The organism is Streptomyces sp. NBC_01471 (assembly GCF_041438865.1).
In the GTDB taxonomy this organism is placed as follows: Bacteria; Actinomycetota; Actinomycetes; order Streptomycetales; family Streptomycetaceae; genus Streptomyces.
The window spans coordinates 392732-408261 of sequence record NZ_CP109451.1 but is presented as its reverse complement, the minus strand read 5'-3'; the positions used below and the strand labels follow the sequence as shown (position 1 = coordinate 408261).

Annotated in this window: 16 protein-coding genes and 3 pseudogenes; 9 read left to right on the top strand and 10 right to left on the bottom strand. The window is 68.1% G+C overall.

Features of this window, described 5'->3' with window-relative positions; translation table 11 throughout:
- Nucleotides 1-97: 97 nt before the first annotated feature.
- From OG285_RS37775 to OG285_RS37765, 3 genes and pseudogenes are all read left to right on the top strand, one after another.
- A complete protein-coding gene (locus tag OG285_RS37775) occupies nt 98-667 on the top strand; it encodes an RHS repeat domain-containing protein (protein WP_371793736.1) in 570 nt (189 codons plus the stop codon).
- 186 nt (nt 668-853) lie between these two features.
- Nucleotides 854-1000 (top strand): annotated as a pseudogene (locus OG285_RS37770) (hypothetical protein); the annotation flags it as partial.
- Nucleotides 1001-1401: 401 nt separating this feature from the next.
- Complete coding sequence (locus OG285_RS37765) at nt 1402-1875, top strand: hypothetical protein (RefSeq protein ID WP_331760388.1); 474 nt, start codon at nt 1402-1404, stop codon at nt 1873-1875.
- A gap of 20 nt (nt 1876-1895) precedes the next feature.
- On the opposite strand, the gene OG285_RS37760 is transcribed toward OG285_RS37765, so the two are convergent.
- Complete coding sequence (locus OG285_RS37760) at nt 1896-2315, bottom strand: hypothetical protein (RefSeq protein WP_371793757.1); 420 nt, start codon at nt 2313-2315, stop codon at nt 1896-1898.
- 52 nt (nt 2316-2367) lie between these two features.
- A pseudogene (locus OG285_RS37755) lies at nt 2368-2487 on the bottom strand (hypothetical protein); the annotation flags it as partial.
- Between the two features lie 389 nt (nt 2488-2876).
- Here OG285_RS37755 and OG285_RS37750 point away from each other — a divergent pair.
- A complete protein-coding gene (locus OG285_RS37750; protein WP_331760387.1) occupies nt 2877-3593 on the top strand; it encodes a hypothetical protein in 717 nt (238 codons plus the stop codon).
- A gap of 1086 nt (nt 3594-4679) precedes the next feature.
- Here the strand turns inward: OG285_RS37750 and OG285_RS37745 are convergent.
- Nucleotides 4680-5744: a cobalamin-independent methionine synthase II family protein gene (locus tag OG285_RS37745; RefSeq protein WP_331760386.1), complete on the bottom strand. Its 1065-nt coding sequence runs from the start codon at nt 5742-5744 to the stop codon at nt 4680-4682.
- A gap of 389 nt (nt 5745-6133) precedes the next feature.
- Here OG285_RS37745 and OG285_RS37740 point away from each other — a divergent pair.
- Nucleotides 6134-6454 (top strand): annotated as a pseudogene (locus OG285_RS37740) (DUF6247 family protein); the annotation flags it as partial.
- An 84-nt stretch (nt 6455-6538) separates the two neighbouring features.
- Nucleotides 6539-6799, top strand: coding sequence for a hypothetical protein (locus tag OG285_RS37735; protein ID WP_331760385.1), 261 nt, complete (start codon nt 6539-6541; stop codon nt 6797-6799).
- 71 nt (nt 6800-6870) lie between these two features.
- Here the strand turns inward: OG285_RS37735 and OG285_RS37730 are convergent, their stop codons facing one another.
- Both OG285_RS37730 and OG285_RS37725 read right to left on the bottom strand, forming a co-directional pair.
- Nucleotides 6871-7017, bottom strand: coding sequence for a hypothetical protein (locus OG285_RS37730; RefSeq protein WP_331760384.1), 147 nt, complete (start codon nt 7015-7017; stop codon nt 6871-6873).
- 93 nt (nt 7018-7110) lie between these two features.
- Entirely contained in the window at nt 7111-7668 is a 558-nt protein-coding gene (locus tag OG285_RS37725; protein ID WP_331760383.1) for a TetR/AcrR family transcriptional regulator, read from the bottom strand.
- Between the two features lie 93 nt (nt 7669-7761).
- On the opposite strand from OG285_RS37725, the gene OG285_RS37720 reads away from it, so the two are divergent.
- The gene (locus OG285_RS37720) at nt 7762-8811 is read left to right on the top strand and encodes a zinc-binding dehydrogenase (protein ID WP_331760382.1); all 1050 of its coding nucleotides are present in this window, start codon (nt 7762-7764) and stop codon (nt 8809-8811) included.
- A gap of 177 nt (nt 8812-8988) precedes the next feature.
- Nucleotides 8989-9816: a ribonuclease BN gene (locus OG285_RS37715; protein ID WP_371793735.1), complete on the top strand. Its 828-nt coding sequence runs from the start codon at nt 8989-8991 to the stop codon at nt 9814-9816.
- A gap of 337 nt (nt 9817-10153) precedes the next feature.
- Here the strand turns inward: OG285_RS37715 and OG285_RS37710 are convergent, their stop codons facing one another.
- The 4 genes from OG285_RS37710 to OG285_RS37695 all read right to left on the bottom strand — a co-directional run bounded on the left by OG285_RS37710 (nt 10154) and on the right by OG285_RS37695 (nt 14199).
- On the bottom strand, nt 10154-11554 hold the full coding sequence (locus OG285_RS37710) for a hypothetical protein (protein ID WP_331760381.1): 1401 nt from the start codon (nt 11552-11554) through the stop codon (nt 10154-10156).
- Nucleotides 11555-12096: 542 nt separating this feature from the next.
- Nucleotides 12097-12366 (bottom strand): hypothetical protein, encoded by a 270-nt coding sequence (locus tag OG285_RS37705; protein ID WP_331760380.1) that lies wholly within the window; start codon nt 12364-12366, stop codon nt 12097-12099.
- A gap of 95 nt (nt 12367-12461) precedes the next feature.
- The gene (locus tag OG285_RS37700; protein ID WP_331760379.1) at nt 12462-13523 is read right to left on the bottom strand and encodes a hypothetical protein; all 1062 of its coding nucleotides are present in this window, start codon (nt 13521-13523) and stop codon (nt 12462-12464) included.
- Between the two features lie 97 nt (nt 13524-13620).
- On the bottom strand, nt 13621-14199 hold the full coding sequence (locus OG285_RS37695; protein WP_331760378.1) for a hypothetical protein: 579 nt from the start codon (nt 14197-14199) through the stop codon (nt 13621-13623).
- A 449-nt stretch (nt 14200-14648) separates the two neighbouring features.
- Here OG285_RS37695 and OG285_RS37690 point away from each other — a divergent pair, with 449 nt between their 5' ends.
- The gene (locus OG285_RS37690; RefSeq protein ID WP_331760377.1) at nt 14649-15104 is read left to right on the top strand and encodes a VOC family protein; all 456 of its coding nucleotides are present in this window, start codon (nt 14649-14651) and stop codon (nt 15102-15104) included.
- 107 nt (nt 15105-15211) lie between these two features.
- Here the strand turns inward: OG285_RS37690 and OG285_RS37685 are convergent, their stop codons facing one another.
- Nucleotides 15212-15529: a DUF1905 domain-containing protein gene (locus OG285_RS37685; protein ID WP_371793734.1), complete on the bottom strand. Its 318-nt coding sequence runs from the start codon at nt 15527-15529 to the stop codon at nt 15212-15214.
- Nucleotide 15530 lies beyond the last annotated feature (1 nt).

Here is a 15530-nt window from a genome sequence, read left to right as displayed (position 1 = left end):
ACCAGGCTCGCGGAACCAGGGGCGCGCAGAGGAACACCGTGCTGTCGAACACCGTGCTGTCGAACACCGTGCGTGAACTGCGGGGTCGGGAGCGAGAGTGCGCGACGTGTTCCTCTGCAAGCCCTGGCCTCGCCGTTCGGCTGACGTGAGGCCGGTTGGTGGCCGGGGACGGGGAAGTGCCTTCGACGCGGACCGCATCACCAAGGTCGACTACTCCGACAGCACCCCGGACGTCATCTATGTCTACGACAGCTTCGGCCGCACCAGGACGCGGACCGACGGGACCGGCACCACCACCTACGGCTACGACGATCTCGGCAAGCTGACGTCGCGTACAGCTACCTCAGACGGCGGGACGATCTCCTACGCCTACGCCTACACCTACGACAAGAACGGCAACCAGACCTCCGTCACCGACGCCCGCGGCACGACCACATACGCGTACGACAACGGCGACAAGCTGACCCAGGCGATCACCGACGCACCGTCCACCCAGACGAAGATCGGCTTCGCCTACGACGACCGCGGCCGGCGCACCGACACCTGGTACGGCACCAACAACTCCCACACCATCTTCAAGGCCCACGTCCACCAGGACTACGACAAGTCCGGCCGCATCAGCCGCGTCTGGGCCGACCAAGGACCCGCCACCGCACCCACGCGCTGACACCGGTGAGAACGTCGACTACGTCTACGGCACCACCGACCAGTACGGCCAGCCCGTCATCGAACAGGTCAAGCTCGACACTGGGACCGCCTACATCGACCACGACCCACCACCGGTCAGCCGTTGTCGCTGCGCACCACCAACGGTTACGAGGCGTACTACATCATCGACGGCCTCGGCAGCCCCGTGCAGTTCATCAACCAGTCCACCGTCCAGTCCGCCGTCTACTCCTACGACCCCTACGGCGCCCAGACCGACCAGGCCAGCGGCACCGCAGCCATACAGAACCCCTATCGATACGTCGGCGGCACCTACGACCGCACCACCGGCTACATCAAATACGGCCAACGCTGGTACGACCCCACCACCGGCCGCTTCACCACACAGACGCCCTCACCTTCCTCGCCAACCCCGCCAACGGAAACCGCTACGCCTACGCCGGCGACGATCTATCAACAACACCGACTCCACCGGGATGTTCGACTTCGACAGCGCTCTCAGTACTCTCAGTTCGTTTATCACAGTGGGCGGCGGGGCCGGGGCCACTGGGGGCTGCATCATCTGGTCCGGCAGGTCCGCGAGCTGCGGGGCGTAGGCGAACCCGGCCAGGGTCAGCAGCCCGAACACGATGTCGCTGTTTATGTGGACAGTTCAAGTTGATCTTCCTTCGAGGCGTCGTCAGGCCGTGCGGACATAAGGTGAGGCTTTCGATGAGGTGGCAGGGGGGAAGTGTTGTGGAGGTCACCGTTCAATGGATACGGACGTCTTGGACGAAGCAGTCTCGTGGAGGCGAGGCCGCGGCTCGCAGGAACGCCGTCCCGGTCGGCTTTCGCGTCCCGCCTATGTCGCCCGCGGTCGCGCACGTGGTCCGCATGCATGAGAGCGACGGCTTCGACCCCTTCGACGGCCAGGAAGACCTGCGCAAGGTCGACGTCCAGCTCCTCGAAGACAAGGGGCGGTTGCGAGTCCTTCCCCGGGTCCAGCCTCTCTTTGCCATACCTCCTCGGCCACGACGGCCCCCGGCCATACGGCTTGTTCCCGGTCAGTGGGTCCGCTGGCAGCTCAACTACCGTTTCAGCAGCGCGGCGGGAGTGCGGGGCTGGTCGTACTGGCTCGACACCTTCAACATCGCTTACGGACCGGTGGAAGCGGACGTGTTCTTGTCTCCGCCCACGGTGCTGGTCGATGAGCAAGGACCGGTCCGATAGCCATAGCCCCCAGGTAGCAGTCACGGGCTGGCGTTCTCGGCTTCCTTTTCCGGATGGGCGGGTTGACCGAGGTCCGCGAGAAGCTTGTCGATACGGTCGCTCGTGCAGCGGTGTCGTTCGACCTCGCGCTCCCAGCCGCGTTGGGCGGCGTCGAGAGCGAGAGTCTGCTCGACTTCACGTCGGGCCCGCAGACGTGGTGCGTACTCGGGCGTGGTGACGAACTTCGCGCAGGTCAGGTAGAGGTCGCATTCACAGGGGCCTTCGGCGGGGAGGCGGAGGCAGCGGCCGAGTTCGAGTTCGGTCTTGAAGAAGTTCGTCGTGAGCCAGTCGACCGCGGTGTCCGGCAGCGAGCCGTTGCGCAGTTCGTCGGCGGCCGGCCCCAGCGATCGTGGCGCCGGGGCCGAGCACGGCTCTGTAGTCGCGCAGTACTTCCTGGTCACTGACCTGCGCATACACCAGGGCCATGCTGATCGAGGTGTGGCCGAGCACCTTCATGATGGTGTGGAGCTTCGCGCCGCGCTCAGCGAACTGGGTACCGACGGTGTGCCGGAACCGGTTCGCATTGGATCTTGCTTCGATCGTGGGGTTTGAGCCCTGCTCCGTACGGTTCACCGCTTCCTACCCGCCATAAGCGCCAGTGGGAATTACCCACGTACGGCCAGTTAGTTGACCACTCTCAGTAACCTGTCTGGAGGCGCTCGATCGGGCATTCGTGATCTCCCCTGCCCGTCCGGTTGAAGATCACAGGACCGGATCACTCTGACGTGTGCCCTACGAAGTAGATCCGAACGGCGGCGGCCGGATCTGTCCGGACTTATCTCGCAGTTTCCGAGGGAGGGCCGTCGATCATGTCGTGCACGGCGGCCTCAGCGGCACGGGATTTGTCGATCTTGTGCAATGCGCCAGGACTTTGGGGAGAATCTACGTCGGCGCTGGGTGCGGCAGTTTCCTGTGTCGTTACACCCAGGCCGATCCATGCCCCCCCATTCCAGGGAGAGTTCGTGCAGGAGCAGGACACGCTCGGCAACACCTATTCCGTCTCCTACAGCGATGTCACCGTCGTGTCGGTCAGGCAGGAGTTCGTCGAAGGCACCCCCGACGGGCCGGTCCCGACGGTGACGGCCACGGTGGCCCGTGAAGGTATGCAGCGCAAGACATTGGGCGCTCACCGCGCGCGGGTACACGTCGCAGGGTATGAGGCAGGTGATACCTACCATCAGGTCCCCGATAAGCAGGTACTGGTGGTCTCCGGCGGATCCCTGGACGGGCAGGTCATCGCGGATATCAAGGCGACATTCTCCGACGTTGGGAACCCTGCCAACAGCAAGTCCGCCACCTACACCGTCCAGATCGAGCCAGGCGTCACCACCGTCGACCTGGACGTGGCCGTCATCGACCCCGACCGGGAATCCATGATCACCGTCGCCATCACCGAGGTGAGTTGGGGCACCTCGGGCAGTGGCACGCTGGCCGCCGGCCTCGACGCCGTCACCGGCGTCGAGGAGGTTCAGTACGCCGACGGCTCCTACGCCCTGGATACCGAAAGCGCCTTCCTCCTGGATCCCGAGAGCCTCCTGGATCCCGAGAGCGAGGACACCCGCCGCGATCCCCGCTTGCGTGCCGGGATCACCTTCCACTCCGTCGAAAGCGAACTCCCTAACGATTTCGGTCCCGGGCCAGTCCTCGAGGACGAACCGAGCCCCGAAGACGACTCGTAGCCCACGGCTACCTCCTTAGCCATCACGAGCAGCGGGGACGTTTCGCCTATCCCTCGCAGGAGGTCCAGGTCCAGGTCCAGGGAGGTTGAGTTCGTCGCGGGTGCCGTCCCAGAGCTCGCGGCGAACACGCGACCAGCCGCTCGTCCGTCGCCGACCATCACTGGCCCGATTCCCTCGGAGTTAAGTTGATCATGGCCGATTGCGTGGGGCACTCTCCCTGGTCAGGGCGGTCCCAAGATCGTCTCGTGTGTGCAGCAGGTGTAGCTCACGAGTGGTCTGGCCGGTTGAGCCTGGTGATCAACTCGCGGTTGGCGAATCGGGCGGCCAAAACCACGCCCGGGTTGTTTACGCAGAGTGGTGATTGGCGGCCAGATAGGCCCCCGCTATCTGGCCGCCAGTGGGGAATCTCAACTGGCCACTAACAAACCCCAGAGACGACTTCCGTGAAAGCCAACTCAACTGAGAACGGCACAATGTCGCCTGGCCGAACTATCTGGCAGCACTGCAGGTCAGGGCCTCGCCGCTCGGCAGATGGAATGGGACAGGACACTTTGCCCTGCCGGTCCGTGACGCCGGGCGGTGAGGGGTGAGGGTTCGCGGTTCCGAGGTCGGCCAGCTTCGGCGCGATGTCCTTGTCGTAGCTTCCGAGGTTGCCGTCGAAGGCGGTGGCGTACGCCTTGATCGTCGGTCGATACCGGACAGCCTCGCGACCGTGGCATCACCATTGAACGAACGGGGCGATACCACCCGCGAGTGATCTTGTCCTGAGCTTCGGCATTCTGCGGATCTTGGGCTGACCCGGCCGGGAGCATCGGGCTGTACGGCGTCGGCAAGGTGCCGCTCCTCGCCTGAGGGGGATACGCCCAGAAGGAATTGGAGAATTCATGGGATCCACTGACGGCGTCGGGGTGTCGACGCTGGTGTCGACTTCGGCCTTTGGCGGCATGCGGTCCAACGGCGTCGAATCCGAGACGAACCGCATCCCCTGCAACCTGAGCCGCTCCCCGATCCGGACGAAACCGAAGGTCGTCAACCTGACAACGATCCGAGTGACGGCCGCTGACCTGCTCCGCGAATGGGCGACGCCTACAGGCCGAGGTCCTGGGCGGCGAGTTCGGTGCCGCGCAGGCGGACCTCGATCTTGGCGAAGGCCGTGTCCCGCGAGGTGGAGGTGTCGTCGGCGAAGGGGGCGAAGCCGGCGTCGTCGCAGGTGCCCAGCTGGTCGAGCGGGATGTGGCGGGCGGCCTCCAGGACGCGGTCGCGTACCTCCTCGCGGGTCTCGACGCGGGGGTCGATCGGGTCGGTGACGCCAACGAACACGCGCGCACCGGACGGCAGGTAGGCGGCGGCGGTCTTCAGGACGCGCTCGCGGTCGGGCTCGCCGGACAGGGCGAGGTAGAAGTTGCCGACCGTGAGCTGGAACAGCCTGGGCAGCAGTTCGGTGTACTCGACGTCGAGGCTGTGGGTGGAGTCCTGGTCGGCTCCGGGGTCGGTGTGCACGCCGATGCGGGCCTGCTCGTCGGCGGTGAACCGGCCCAGGACGTTGTTGTTGAGGGCGACGAAGTCGTCGAGGAGAGCGCCGGAGGGGTCGAGCTTCAACGACAGCCGGCCCTCGGTGAAGTCCAACTGCACGCGGTGGGCGCCCGCGTCGAGGCATCCGCGGATCTCGGCCTCGGCCTCGTCGGCGAGGTCGGCGAGGAACGCCTCGCGGGAGTATCCGGCGATGCCGCCGGCCGGGTAGAGCAGGCTGAGGGCCGAGGGTGCGACCACGGCCTGCTTGACCGGGAGGTCGGTGCGGGTGCGGGCGGCGCGGAGGTAGGTGTCGGCCCGCACCTGGTAGCGGAACGGTCCGCCGGTCAGGACCGGCAGCTGCCGGGTGTGCCCGTCGGCGAACGGGATGACGGCGCCGTCGGTGCCGAGGCCCGCCAGGCCGGTGAGGGGGTAGGTGAGCGAACTTGGCTTGCGCTGGTCACCGTCGACCAGAACCGGGCTGCCCAGCTCCGCCAGCCGGGACAGGGTGCTCGCGACGGCGTCGTCCTGGACGCGCGCCAACTCCGCCTCGCTGAGTCGTCCTTGGGCGTGGTCGTTGTACGCCTGCACCAGTGCGTGCGGACGGGGAAGGCTGCCGATCGGCTCGGTAGGAATGTTCATGATCCGCACCCTAGAAGACACCGGCATACCCCCAGAACGGGCGTGAAACCCGCCCGATGACGCCGCACCCCCGATTCCCGGGCCTACCGGCGGGACGTCACCACAACTCATGGAGCACGAGGTTCACCCGATCGAGCCGCTGGGCCCTCGAAGAAGGCCACGGCCAAGAGGACCGCGAAGAAGCCGCCCGCCAAGCGGCCTGCTGGTCCTCCGCCATCAGATCGACCCAGTAGGGCGTGCCGGTTGCGTACGGTGTGGTGACCTCAGGCATTGCTCGTTCTCTCTCCAGGAGGTCCGACGACCACCGCCCGGTACGACCCTGCGCGTCCGCCGCCTTCACGACGGTCCAGACGGCAGCGAACGACCGCGCGCAGGCGCCGACGGTGATCATGCGATACGACGAAGCGCCCTCGGGGGCTGTCAGAGACGCTGACCACCGTTCCAGCCGCGAGATCACCGACCACCTGCGGGCATCAGAACCTTCTCGCCGTGCGCAGGGATGCGGGCGAGAGTTACATCAGCTTCGGGGCCCGAGCCAGGTTGCCGTCGAAGACGGTGGCGTGCGCTCATACTGGCCAAGTAGAACGCTCAGTCACACCTGGGTGCCGGCCTTCGAGCGGGATTGGGCGAAGGCCCTGGAGGACTCCCGCCACAGCTACAGCCTCACGCCGTTGCACGACGTCGTCCGCGCTTGGCAGCTGCGCGTCGCCGCCAGCCCCGGCCGTCGACGCGTACATGGACTCCGGCAGGGACGAGAGCGGCTTCGTCGACCTCGCCGACACCCTCGCTGCTCGGTGACCGAGGCCCCCTGGACGGTGCGGCTTTCCCCGCAGGCCGCGAAAGCCCTCACCGAACTCCCCGTGCCCGCAACCGAAATGGTTCGCGACATCCTCGACATCGCGGTGCGCTCGCCGTGGGGCTGGCCCCAGTGGAACACCGGCGACCCTGAAGGTGAAGACGTCCACGCCGCCTCTGTCGGGCAGCTATCCGTCGTCTACGTCATCAACCGGCTCACCCGGCGTCTGTCCGTCATGGACATCGTCTGGCTCGGCTGACTCTCTCGGACGCAGTTCCGACACCGGCAGGTCACCTGCCGGGGGCGGGGCCACCACAGACTCCCGGCCATTCAGGCTCCCAGGAAGAGCTGGGGAAGCTGTCCGACCAGCTCCAGGGCCGCGATGTAGTTCAGCCGGGCCTGCTTGATCCGCTGAACGTCCGCGACCAGAGCGGCGTACAGCTCCCCGGTGTCGCAGCCGCGCTGCTCGCAGAGCACCTGCAGTGCTTCCTCCTGCCTTCCGGTCCGGGCCGATGAACCGCTTCACGCGGTCCCGCTCTGCCATCCAGCAGCCTCAGCTGAAGGGCGTGGTCAGCGGCGGGGTGATGCGCTGGCGTGAACCAGGGCCCGTGCCAGGTCGGTGCTCTCCGGAAGGCTGTCGATGGACAGGGGCTGCGTGGCGACAGCACCCTCATGCAGCACGAGGAGCTGGGTGGCGAGGGCGGCCGGGCGCGAACAGCCCGCTGCGGTGGCGAGTTCCTTGAACAGGTTCAGCAGCCAGAGCTTCTGGTTCGCGGCGATGCGGTGTGCGGGATGCGAGGGGTCCGGGAGTTCGGCGAGTGCGTTGATGAAGGCGCATCCGCGGGTGTGGGTTTCGCTCCAGGTCCGCAGCGCCTCGAAGGGTGCGGTGACGGCCTCGGCGGGAGTGTCACTGGCGTCGACGGCGGCGCGGACGAGCGACCGCCAGCGCTGGTCGCGGCCCGTGAGGTAGATCGCCACGAGATGGTCTTTCGAACCGAACTGGTTGTACAGGGTCCGCTTGGTCACCCCTGAGTGCTCAGCGATCAGATCCACGCCGACCGCTGTGATTCCGCGGTTGTAGAACAACTCCTCGGCGGCTGCCACGATGCGGCGGCCGGCCGGCGTCATGGGCCGCGCTTCCTGCACGTCGGGCCTCCTTCACTGATCGGTGTACGGTGAGAGATGTATACAGATCAGTATACCTGCGAGGAGGTTCACGTGATGAGTGCGTCCCAGTTCATGCGAGCGGTGCGCATCACGGGGCACGGAGGGCCGGAGGTTCTTGAGCCGGCGGAGGTCGCCGTCCCCGCCCCGCGGGCAGGGGAGGTGCTGGTCCGGGTCGCCGCGGTGGCCCTGAACAACACCGACCTGTGGACCCGGGAGGGCGCCTACGGCCGTCCGGGAGACCCGAAGGCGTTGTCGGGCTGGCGGGGCCCGGTCGACTTCCCGCGTATCCAGGGCGCCGACGTGGCCGGCCGCGTCGTGGCCGTCGGGTCCGGAGTGGAGGGGAGCCTCGTCGGACGCCGAGTGGTCGTCGACCCCGCGATCTACGACACCGAAGGGCCGCACGCCAACCCGGTGGGCCTGATGGGGAGCGAACGCGACGGCGGATACGCCGAGTACGTGACAGCGCCGGCCAAGCGTGTGCACGACGTGACGCAATCCCCGCTCACCGACGACCAGCTCGCGGCGTTGCCGACCGCCTACGGCACGGCACTGGGCATGATCGAGCGAGGCCGGCTGCGGAAGGGAGAAACCGCCCTGGTCTCGGGAGCGTCCGGTGGTGTCGGTCTCGCGCTGGTGCAGATCGCCCGTGCCCGCGGCGCAAGGGTGATCGCCATCAGCAGCGGACCCAAGATCGATGCGGTGCGCGAAGCGGGCGCGCACGCAGTCATCGACCGCGCAGGAGATGTCACCGAGCAGATCCGCACTGCCGCCCCGGGGGGTATCGACGTCGCACTCGACATCGTGGCCGGCGAACTGGTCGGCGAGGGGATGCCGCTGCTGCGCGAAGGGGGCCGGTGGGTCGTCGCCGGGGCACTCGGTGGTTACGGTGTGACCTTTGACGTGCGCCGTCTCTATCTGCACAACGCCCAGGTGATCGGGTCCGCGATGCATACACCCACCCACTTCGGCCTCCTCATGGACCTGGCTCGTCGGGCCGGGGTCGAACCCGTCATCGCCGCGGCCTTCCCGCTGGACCAGGCCGCTCGGGCGCAGGAAGAACTCTCCCGCAGGAGGCACGTGGGGAAGATCGTCATGCACCCCTGAGTTCGGTCCCGTGGATCACGGACGGAGCCATGGGCGGACCGCCGCGACAGTGACGGTGCCACGGGGGACGCAGCCCCTCCTGCCGTGGCGGATGTGTGATCACCGCCTCCCACCCGGTCTCGGACGTGGCCGGGTGGAAGGCCGTTGGGCGTCCTTGTGCCGTGGTATGTCAGCTTCATGGCGACACGTATGGAAGGGCCTGGCGGCCGTTCCTTCTTCCGGCGGCTCCGGTCTGCGGTCCACGGCTCGATTGCCGGCCGGGGATGGGAGCGGAGTAAGCAGATGGAGCTGGGGCAGCGGTCCCTGGGCTTCGCGGCTCTGGGGTTCCTCACCTTGGTCCCGCTCCTCGTCATCGTCTCGACGGCTGACACGGGGCAAGGGCGCGGGTTCGCGCAATGGCTCGGTGAAGGGACGGGTGTGTCCACGGCGTCCCGGATGCGCATCGAGATGCTGTTCGGCAGTCCGGGCCAGGCTCTGCGCAGTACCACGGTCCTCGGGATCGCGGGCCTGGCGGTCTTCGGCCTGTCCTTCGGCGCCCTCGTGCAGAGCGGATTCGAGAAGGTGTGGGATCTGCCTGCGGCCCGGTGGTGGGCCCGCTGGCGGCAGGTCCTTTGGCTCGCCGTCCTCACCAGCTACCTCTTTGTCGCCGCGACCACCGCGCGGCGGCAGTCCCTGTTCGACGCTGCCCTCCTCTCCCTGAGCGCCGTTCTGTTCTTCTGGTGGTCCCAGCACCTCCTGCTCGCCGGCCGGGTGCGGTGGAGCGCCCTCGCCCCCGGCGCGGTGGCGACCGTGCTGGGCATCATCGGCCTCCGCGTTTTCTCCGCGCTCGTCTTCTCCCCGCTCATCGCCTCCAGCGCCGTCACCTACGGTCCCATCGGGACCCTCCTGGTCCTCCAGTCCTGGTTGGTCGGCGTCGGTGTCGTCGTCTTCGGCGGCTGCCTGGTCGGCCGCCTGGCACACGAGGAGTTGCACAGCCTGACCCGGGGCGGAGGCCGGCGGCGGTGACCCCACCCAGGGTTCCTCCTGGCGGGGCGAGCGGAGCCCGCGCAGTCGGCAACGGGCGCCTGCCTGTCCGCCGTCCCGCCTGTCCGCCGTCCCGCCTGTTCGCCGTCCCGCCTGTCTGCTGTCTCGCTCGTCCAGGACACGTACCGGGTCCGCGCCCATACCGGGTGCGCGAGCATCGGGTGCGAACACCGGGCGCGCGAACACCGGTGCCCCGGACCGGATTTCGCCCGGACCGGGGCACCGCCGGGCGACCGCGACGACGACGCAAGGGGTGGTGCTGCTGCCCGGGACGCGAGGTGGGTGCCCACGCGTCGTGCGCCGCGAGGCTCTGTGAGGGCTACTCCCGGGTCGAGCAGGGGTCGCAGCAGGAGCGGGCGGGTTCGACGCAGATGGTGACGGTGTCGGTGTTGTTGGTGGTGTCGGGATCCGTTTCGTTACCGGTGGCGGTCGCAGTATTGCCGGCCCGGCCGGCCTTGGTGGCCTTGGCCCGCAGCACCAGGGCGGCGGTGGCGCCTTCGGCCAGGTCGCCCACGGTCCACTGCCCGGTGGCCGGGTCATAGCTGCCGGGTGTGCCCTCGGCGGACAGGAAGGTGAGGCCGTCGGGGAGCCGGTCGGTGACGGTGACGCCGGTGGCCCGGTTCGGGCCGGTGTTGCGGACGGTGACGCGGTAGGTCACCGTCTGGCCGACGGTGACGGTGGTTGCGTCGGCTGCCTTCATCACGGTCAGGTCGGCTGCCGGATTGACCTGCGTGACCTGCTCGTTGGAGGTGGACGTCAAGGGCTCGGGCTTGTCGCCGAGCCGGTTCTCGTAGGAGGCGGTCGCGGTGTTGCTGATCTGCTTGCCGCCGCTGGCCCGGTCGATGACGACCCGGTACTCCACCGTGGTCCCCGCCGGCAGGTTCTCGGTGTTGGGCAGACTGCCTCCCTCCGCGCCGGAAGCGCTGTTGCCGAGATGGAAGACGACCTTGTTCGCCGCAGCGTCGTAGTACGCCTGGTCGTCACCCTGTGTGTCGCTCTTCGCTCCGGCGTTCGGGCCGTCGACGATGTGCAGGGAACCGGGCAGATACGTCGTCCCCTGCGGGACGCCGTCGGTCAGGACGAGGTTCTCGGCGGCGCCGCCGCCTTCGTTCCTGGCGGTGATGCGGTAGGTGACGGTGTCGCCCACCTCCAACGGCCCCGCGGGAACAGCGACCTTGGTGAGCACCACGGCGGGGGCGGTGCCGAAGAAGATGCCGTCCAGGAAGTTGCCGATGCCGGGGTTGCCGCCGGCGGCGGAGATGGAACGGAAGGCGAAGCGCGTCAGCGTCTGACCCGCCGGGACGGTGTAGGTGCCCGTGTAGTAACCCCAGGCGGTGTTGCCGTCGGTGCAGCGCCTCTGCTGCACCGTGGAGCCCGGTGCGCCGATGTCCAGCGCCATGGTGTCGTCCCCCTGGCGACCACGGTGGTACAGCCGCCAGTACAGCTTCGTACCGGGCGTGGTCGGCAGGTCCTGGTAGAGCGTGGAGACCTGGTACGCGTTGAGCTCGGCGAACTGGACGCCGTCGGCTGACGGCACACCGTTGAAGCCCGTGTGCCACAGCTCGATCGTGTGGTCGGTGGCGGTGGTGAGCCAGCCCGGGACCCGCTTGGCCGTTTGCGTCTGCGAGGCGTCCGGCAGGTACTCCACACCGGTCACGGCGGGCTGTTCGAAGCTGCCGTTGACCAGGGCGACCCGGAGCGGAGCAGGAGGTGTGGACATGGTTCTCTCCTCAAGTCGATGCCGCTGGAGTGCACCGCCGACCGGCCGCACATTTTGCGCACCGTGGCGGAGCCGAAACCTCCATAAGCGCAACGCATTCAGAGAAATACGTAAAGTGATGCTCAAGTGGGGTCGGCCAACCCCGCGCGGCAGGTTTACGACCACGCCCCTGGACCGCCCCCATCACCCCGTCGCCCATGCTGCCGTCGGCGCACCGCTCCCACCACACGCGCCTCCCGGTTCCCTCCCGCCCACCACCTGCCGTGGCCGAAAGCCCCCATTGCACCTCGTCCGCTCACCCTTGCGCAGCGTGAATCCGGCGCCACGAGATTGACGCTCCGGGCGTCGTGAGGAGTCCCGCGCGGGACGGCGCCAGGACCCGACTGGACGCCGGTCTCCGCCGTCGCGTGCCCGATCGCCCTGCTGCCTGGCTGTTCGGCGACGTCCGGACGGGCCCTGTGCTAAGCGACCCGTGCCCTCCGCCACTCCACTTCCTCGGCGGCCATGGGGGCCTGGACGCTGTACACGTCACCGACCCGCAGCTACCGGAGCCGCCCCGGCGAGCACGGCGAGCGCCACCAGGACGACAGCGGGCATGCGCCGCCGCGGGGGAAGAGCACCACGGCGACCAGGGCCGTGCCCAGTTGGATGCCCGGGTGCGGCGGATCGAAGAATCTGAGTACCCCGACGTACAGGAGCAGTGAGGCGACCGCCGCACCGGCCGTCTCCGCGGCGGCCCGACCGGCAGTCGGGCGCGCCGGGGGCTCCCACTCCGGTGCGGCGGGACGGCGGAAACCGCTGATGAGGGACACGTCGACCAGTATTGATCGCGAGGGGCGCGTGGGCGTGAGTCCCAGGGCCCATCCGGGACTCTGCCTTTCGACAGAGCCGCGCCCCCCCGGTGGAGCTACCCGGGCCTTCCGGCCTCCGCCGGTCGAAGCTCCGTGCGGAGGAGGGCGAGTGCCGCGCTGACCGGTGGCACGACCAGTGCGGTCAGGAGCAGCAGGCTCACCGCGGCCGGGACGATCTCCATCACGGCGCCGGCGGCGTAGGGATTGTCGTTCGTGAGCCACAGCACGGCGAGGCCGACCGGGTGGGCGAGGGGCTCGGCCGCGTGGGACAGGGCGCCGTACGCCGCGACGACGACGGCCGTGAGCAGCAGGCACACGCTGAACGCCCGCCACCGTCGCGCGCCACCCGTCAGTGTCCAGGACCGGCGTACGGCGGCCCGCGCGGTGGGCGCGCCGTTCACCGCGGCGGCGGTGGCGAGGCCCAGACGGAACCACACGACGGCGGCAAGGGCGAGGACGACGAGGGGCAGGCCGTAGCCCAGCAGCCGATAGGGCGTGCTGGTCGATCGGGAGAGTCCCTCGATGTCGATGCCGCTGACGCCCCCGTTCTCGAAGAACATCCACCCGAGCAGGGCCGTCAGGGCCAGGGCTCCCGCGCACGCACTCGTCAGCAACTGCACGCGCAGGGCGAGCCAGGTGTAAGGGCGGCTGCGCCGCCACAGCTCGCCGGGGCCGGGCCGGCGGCCTTCCGCCTCCGCATCACGGGTGGCCACGGCGGATGCGCTGTGCAGCAGGGCGAGGACGACGACGGCGAGGGGCAGCAGCAGCCCCATGAAGGGGAAGCTCCTCAGGACGATGGAGACCCTCTGGTCCGGGAAGTAACCCAAAGGGGGGTCCTCGTACGCTATGTCGGAGCGTGCGTACTTCCATGTGAGGGCGAAGTCGTGCCACGAGAGGGCGAACGCCGCCGTCACCAGCGCGGTGCCGACGAGCGCGGCGAACAGTGCGACGCCGAAGGAGAAGCCGTACAGGCCGGGCCATCCGCTGCGGAAGAGCCCCAGGGTGCCTGCGGTGAGTCCCCGCCGGGACGGCCCCCCTTTCGGGGTTCCCGCGCCTTCCGGAAATCCCGGACTCTCCGCTCCGCCCTCCACTGCCGACCGCCCCTTCTCCCGTGTCACCCTCGCGCACCCTTCTCCGTCTCGTCCCGCGACGACGATCCGTCCCGTGACGACGATGTCAGCCTGTCGCTCACTCGTGCTGGTACTCGTGTTTGTACTAGTGCTTGACCGGCGGGCAGTAGCCGGTGTTCTCGCCGATGGTGTTGATTTCGGCGTTGGGGCGGGGGTCGCCCGCGTAGTTGATCTGGTTGGTGCAGCTGGTTCCGGGCTTCTTGGGGGTGCCTGCGGGCTTGGTCTGCTTTTCGGGTGCGGGGCAGTGGCCGGTGTTCTCGCCGATGGTGTTGATCTCGGCGTTGGAGCGGGGGTCTCCGGCGTAGTCGGTCTGGTTGGTGCAGCTGGTTCCGGGCTTCTTGGGGGTGCCTGCGGGCTTGGTCTGCTTTTCGGGTGCGGGGCAGTGGCCGGTGTTCTCGCCGATGGTGTTGATCTCGGCGTTGGAGCGGGAGTCGCCCGCGTAGTTGATCTGGTTGGTGCAGCTCACCCCCGCCTTCGTGGACGTACCCGACGTCGAGCCTGCGCCGGACTTGGATGGGGCAGCGGGGGACTGCGTACTGGAGGAGGAGCCGACCCGGGAAGAGGAGGTCGCGTCGGTGCCGTTGTTGTCGCAGGCCGTGAGTGCCAGACCGGCAGCCACAGCGGCCAGGGCGAACATCGATATCTTCTTCTTCCGAACGAGCATCATTCTCTCCTCAACGTTCCTGCCCTTGCCGGGCAGGCCTTCTGACCAGGTGGGACATCGGCCGAGCGGCCGGTGTCCCCAGGTCTCTTGCCGTGGTTCTGCGAGGTGTGATGGCGAGGTGGTCCGGTAAGTTCCTGGCTTGATCGCTGTATGACAGGACCGTGACATCCCGCCCCGGGGCCGGCCGCTCGCGCACGGCGGCCGGCTCTTCGACGCTGGTGCCTTCGTCGCGTGTCGGTTGGATGACGAGGCGCTGAGGCGCAGTCGCAGTTCGACACGTGAATCGTCGGTCCGGGATGCGGAGACCGACGAAGGTTGCCGGCAACGGCTCGCGGCTTCCGGCACCTGACGCTGTCGGCCCCTCTGGATACTCAGGACCGGGCGGCAACTGCGTCACGAATGGTGGTGGGCTCACCTGCGATGTCAGACCTGTCTGCCAGGCTGCGGTGATGGAGACGACGCTGCAACTGACGATCGACTGCGCCGACATACAGAGGCTGGTGGCGTTCTGGAGCGAGGCTCTGGGATACGTACCCGAACCTCCACCGGGCGGCCATGTCACCTGGCGGGAGTACTGGGCAGCCGCGGGGGTGCCTGACGAGGAGTTGCCTGTCGGCGCGGGCGATACCCCGGAGTCGATCGTCGATCCCGCAGGACATGGGCCACGCGTGTGGTTCCAGCAGGTTCCGGAATCCAAGACCGCCAAGAACCGAATACACCTCGACCTGAAGGTCGGTGGCGGACGCGACGTCTCGTTGGCGGTCCGCACGCAACGGGTCACCACCACAGTGGAGAGACTGGTCGAAGCCGGGGCCGGCGTCCTTCGGATCGCGGATGAGCCGGACATGGGGCACTACGCCGTCGTGCTGCAGGACCCGGAAGGCAACGAGTTCTGTGTTGTCTAGGAGTCGTCCGGCGACGCCGGTCCTGGCCACTCAGTTCACCGCGCCTGCGCGGGACTGAGCTCCCGTCAAGTCGGGCAGCAGCATGGAGACCCGGACAGTCCCCGGAGTCAGAGGCGAACGGTCAGTTCCACGGTGACTTCGTCCCCCGGAGAAAGGCCCTGCGGCTTGCGCACGGCCTGCTTGAGCGGAACCAGGTATCCGCCGTCCTTCGGGAAGAGCGACGTTGCAAAGGAGATCTCACCCACCCGGGCCTCAACAGGAATGACGCCCCAGCCGTACGTCGCCATCGGCGCCACCTCCCGTATATCGGCGGACTGCTCCGCCGGTACGGGAACGAAGTAGAACGGGGAAGGCCCGCGCCATTCGATCACATGGCTTGAGAAGACGATGTCCACAAGGCCGGCCCCTTCCTCGCGAAGGTCCACA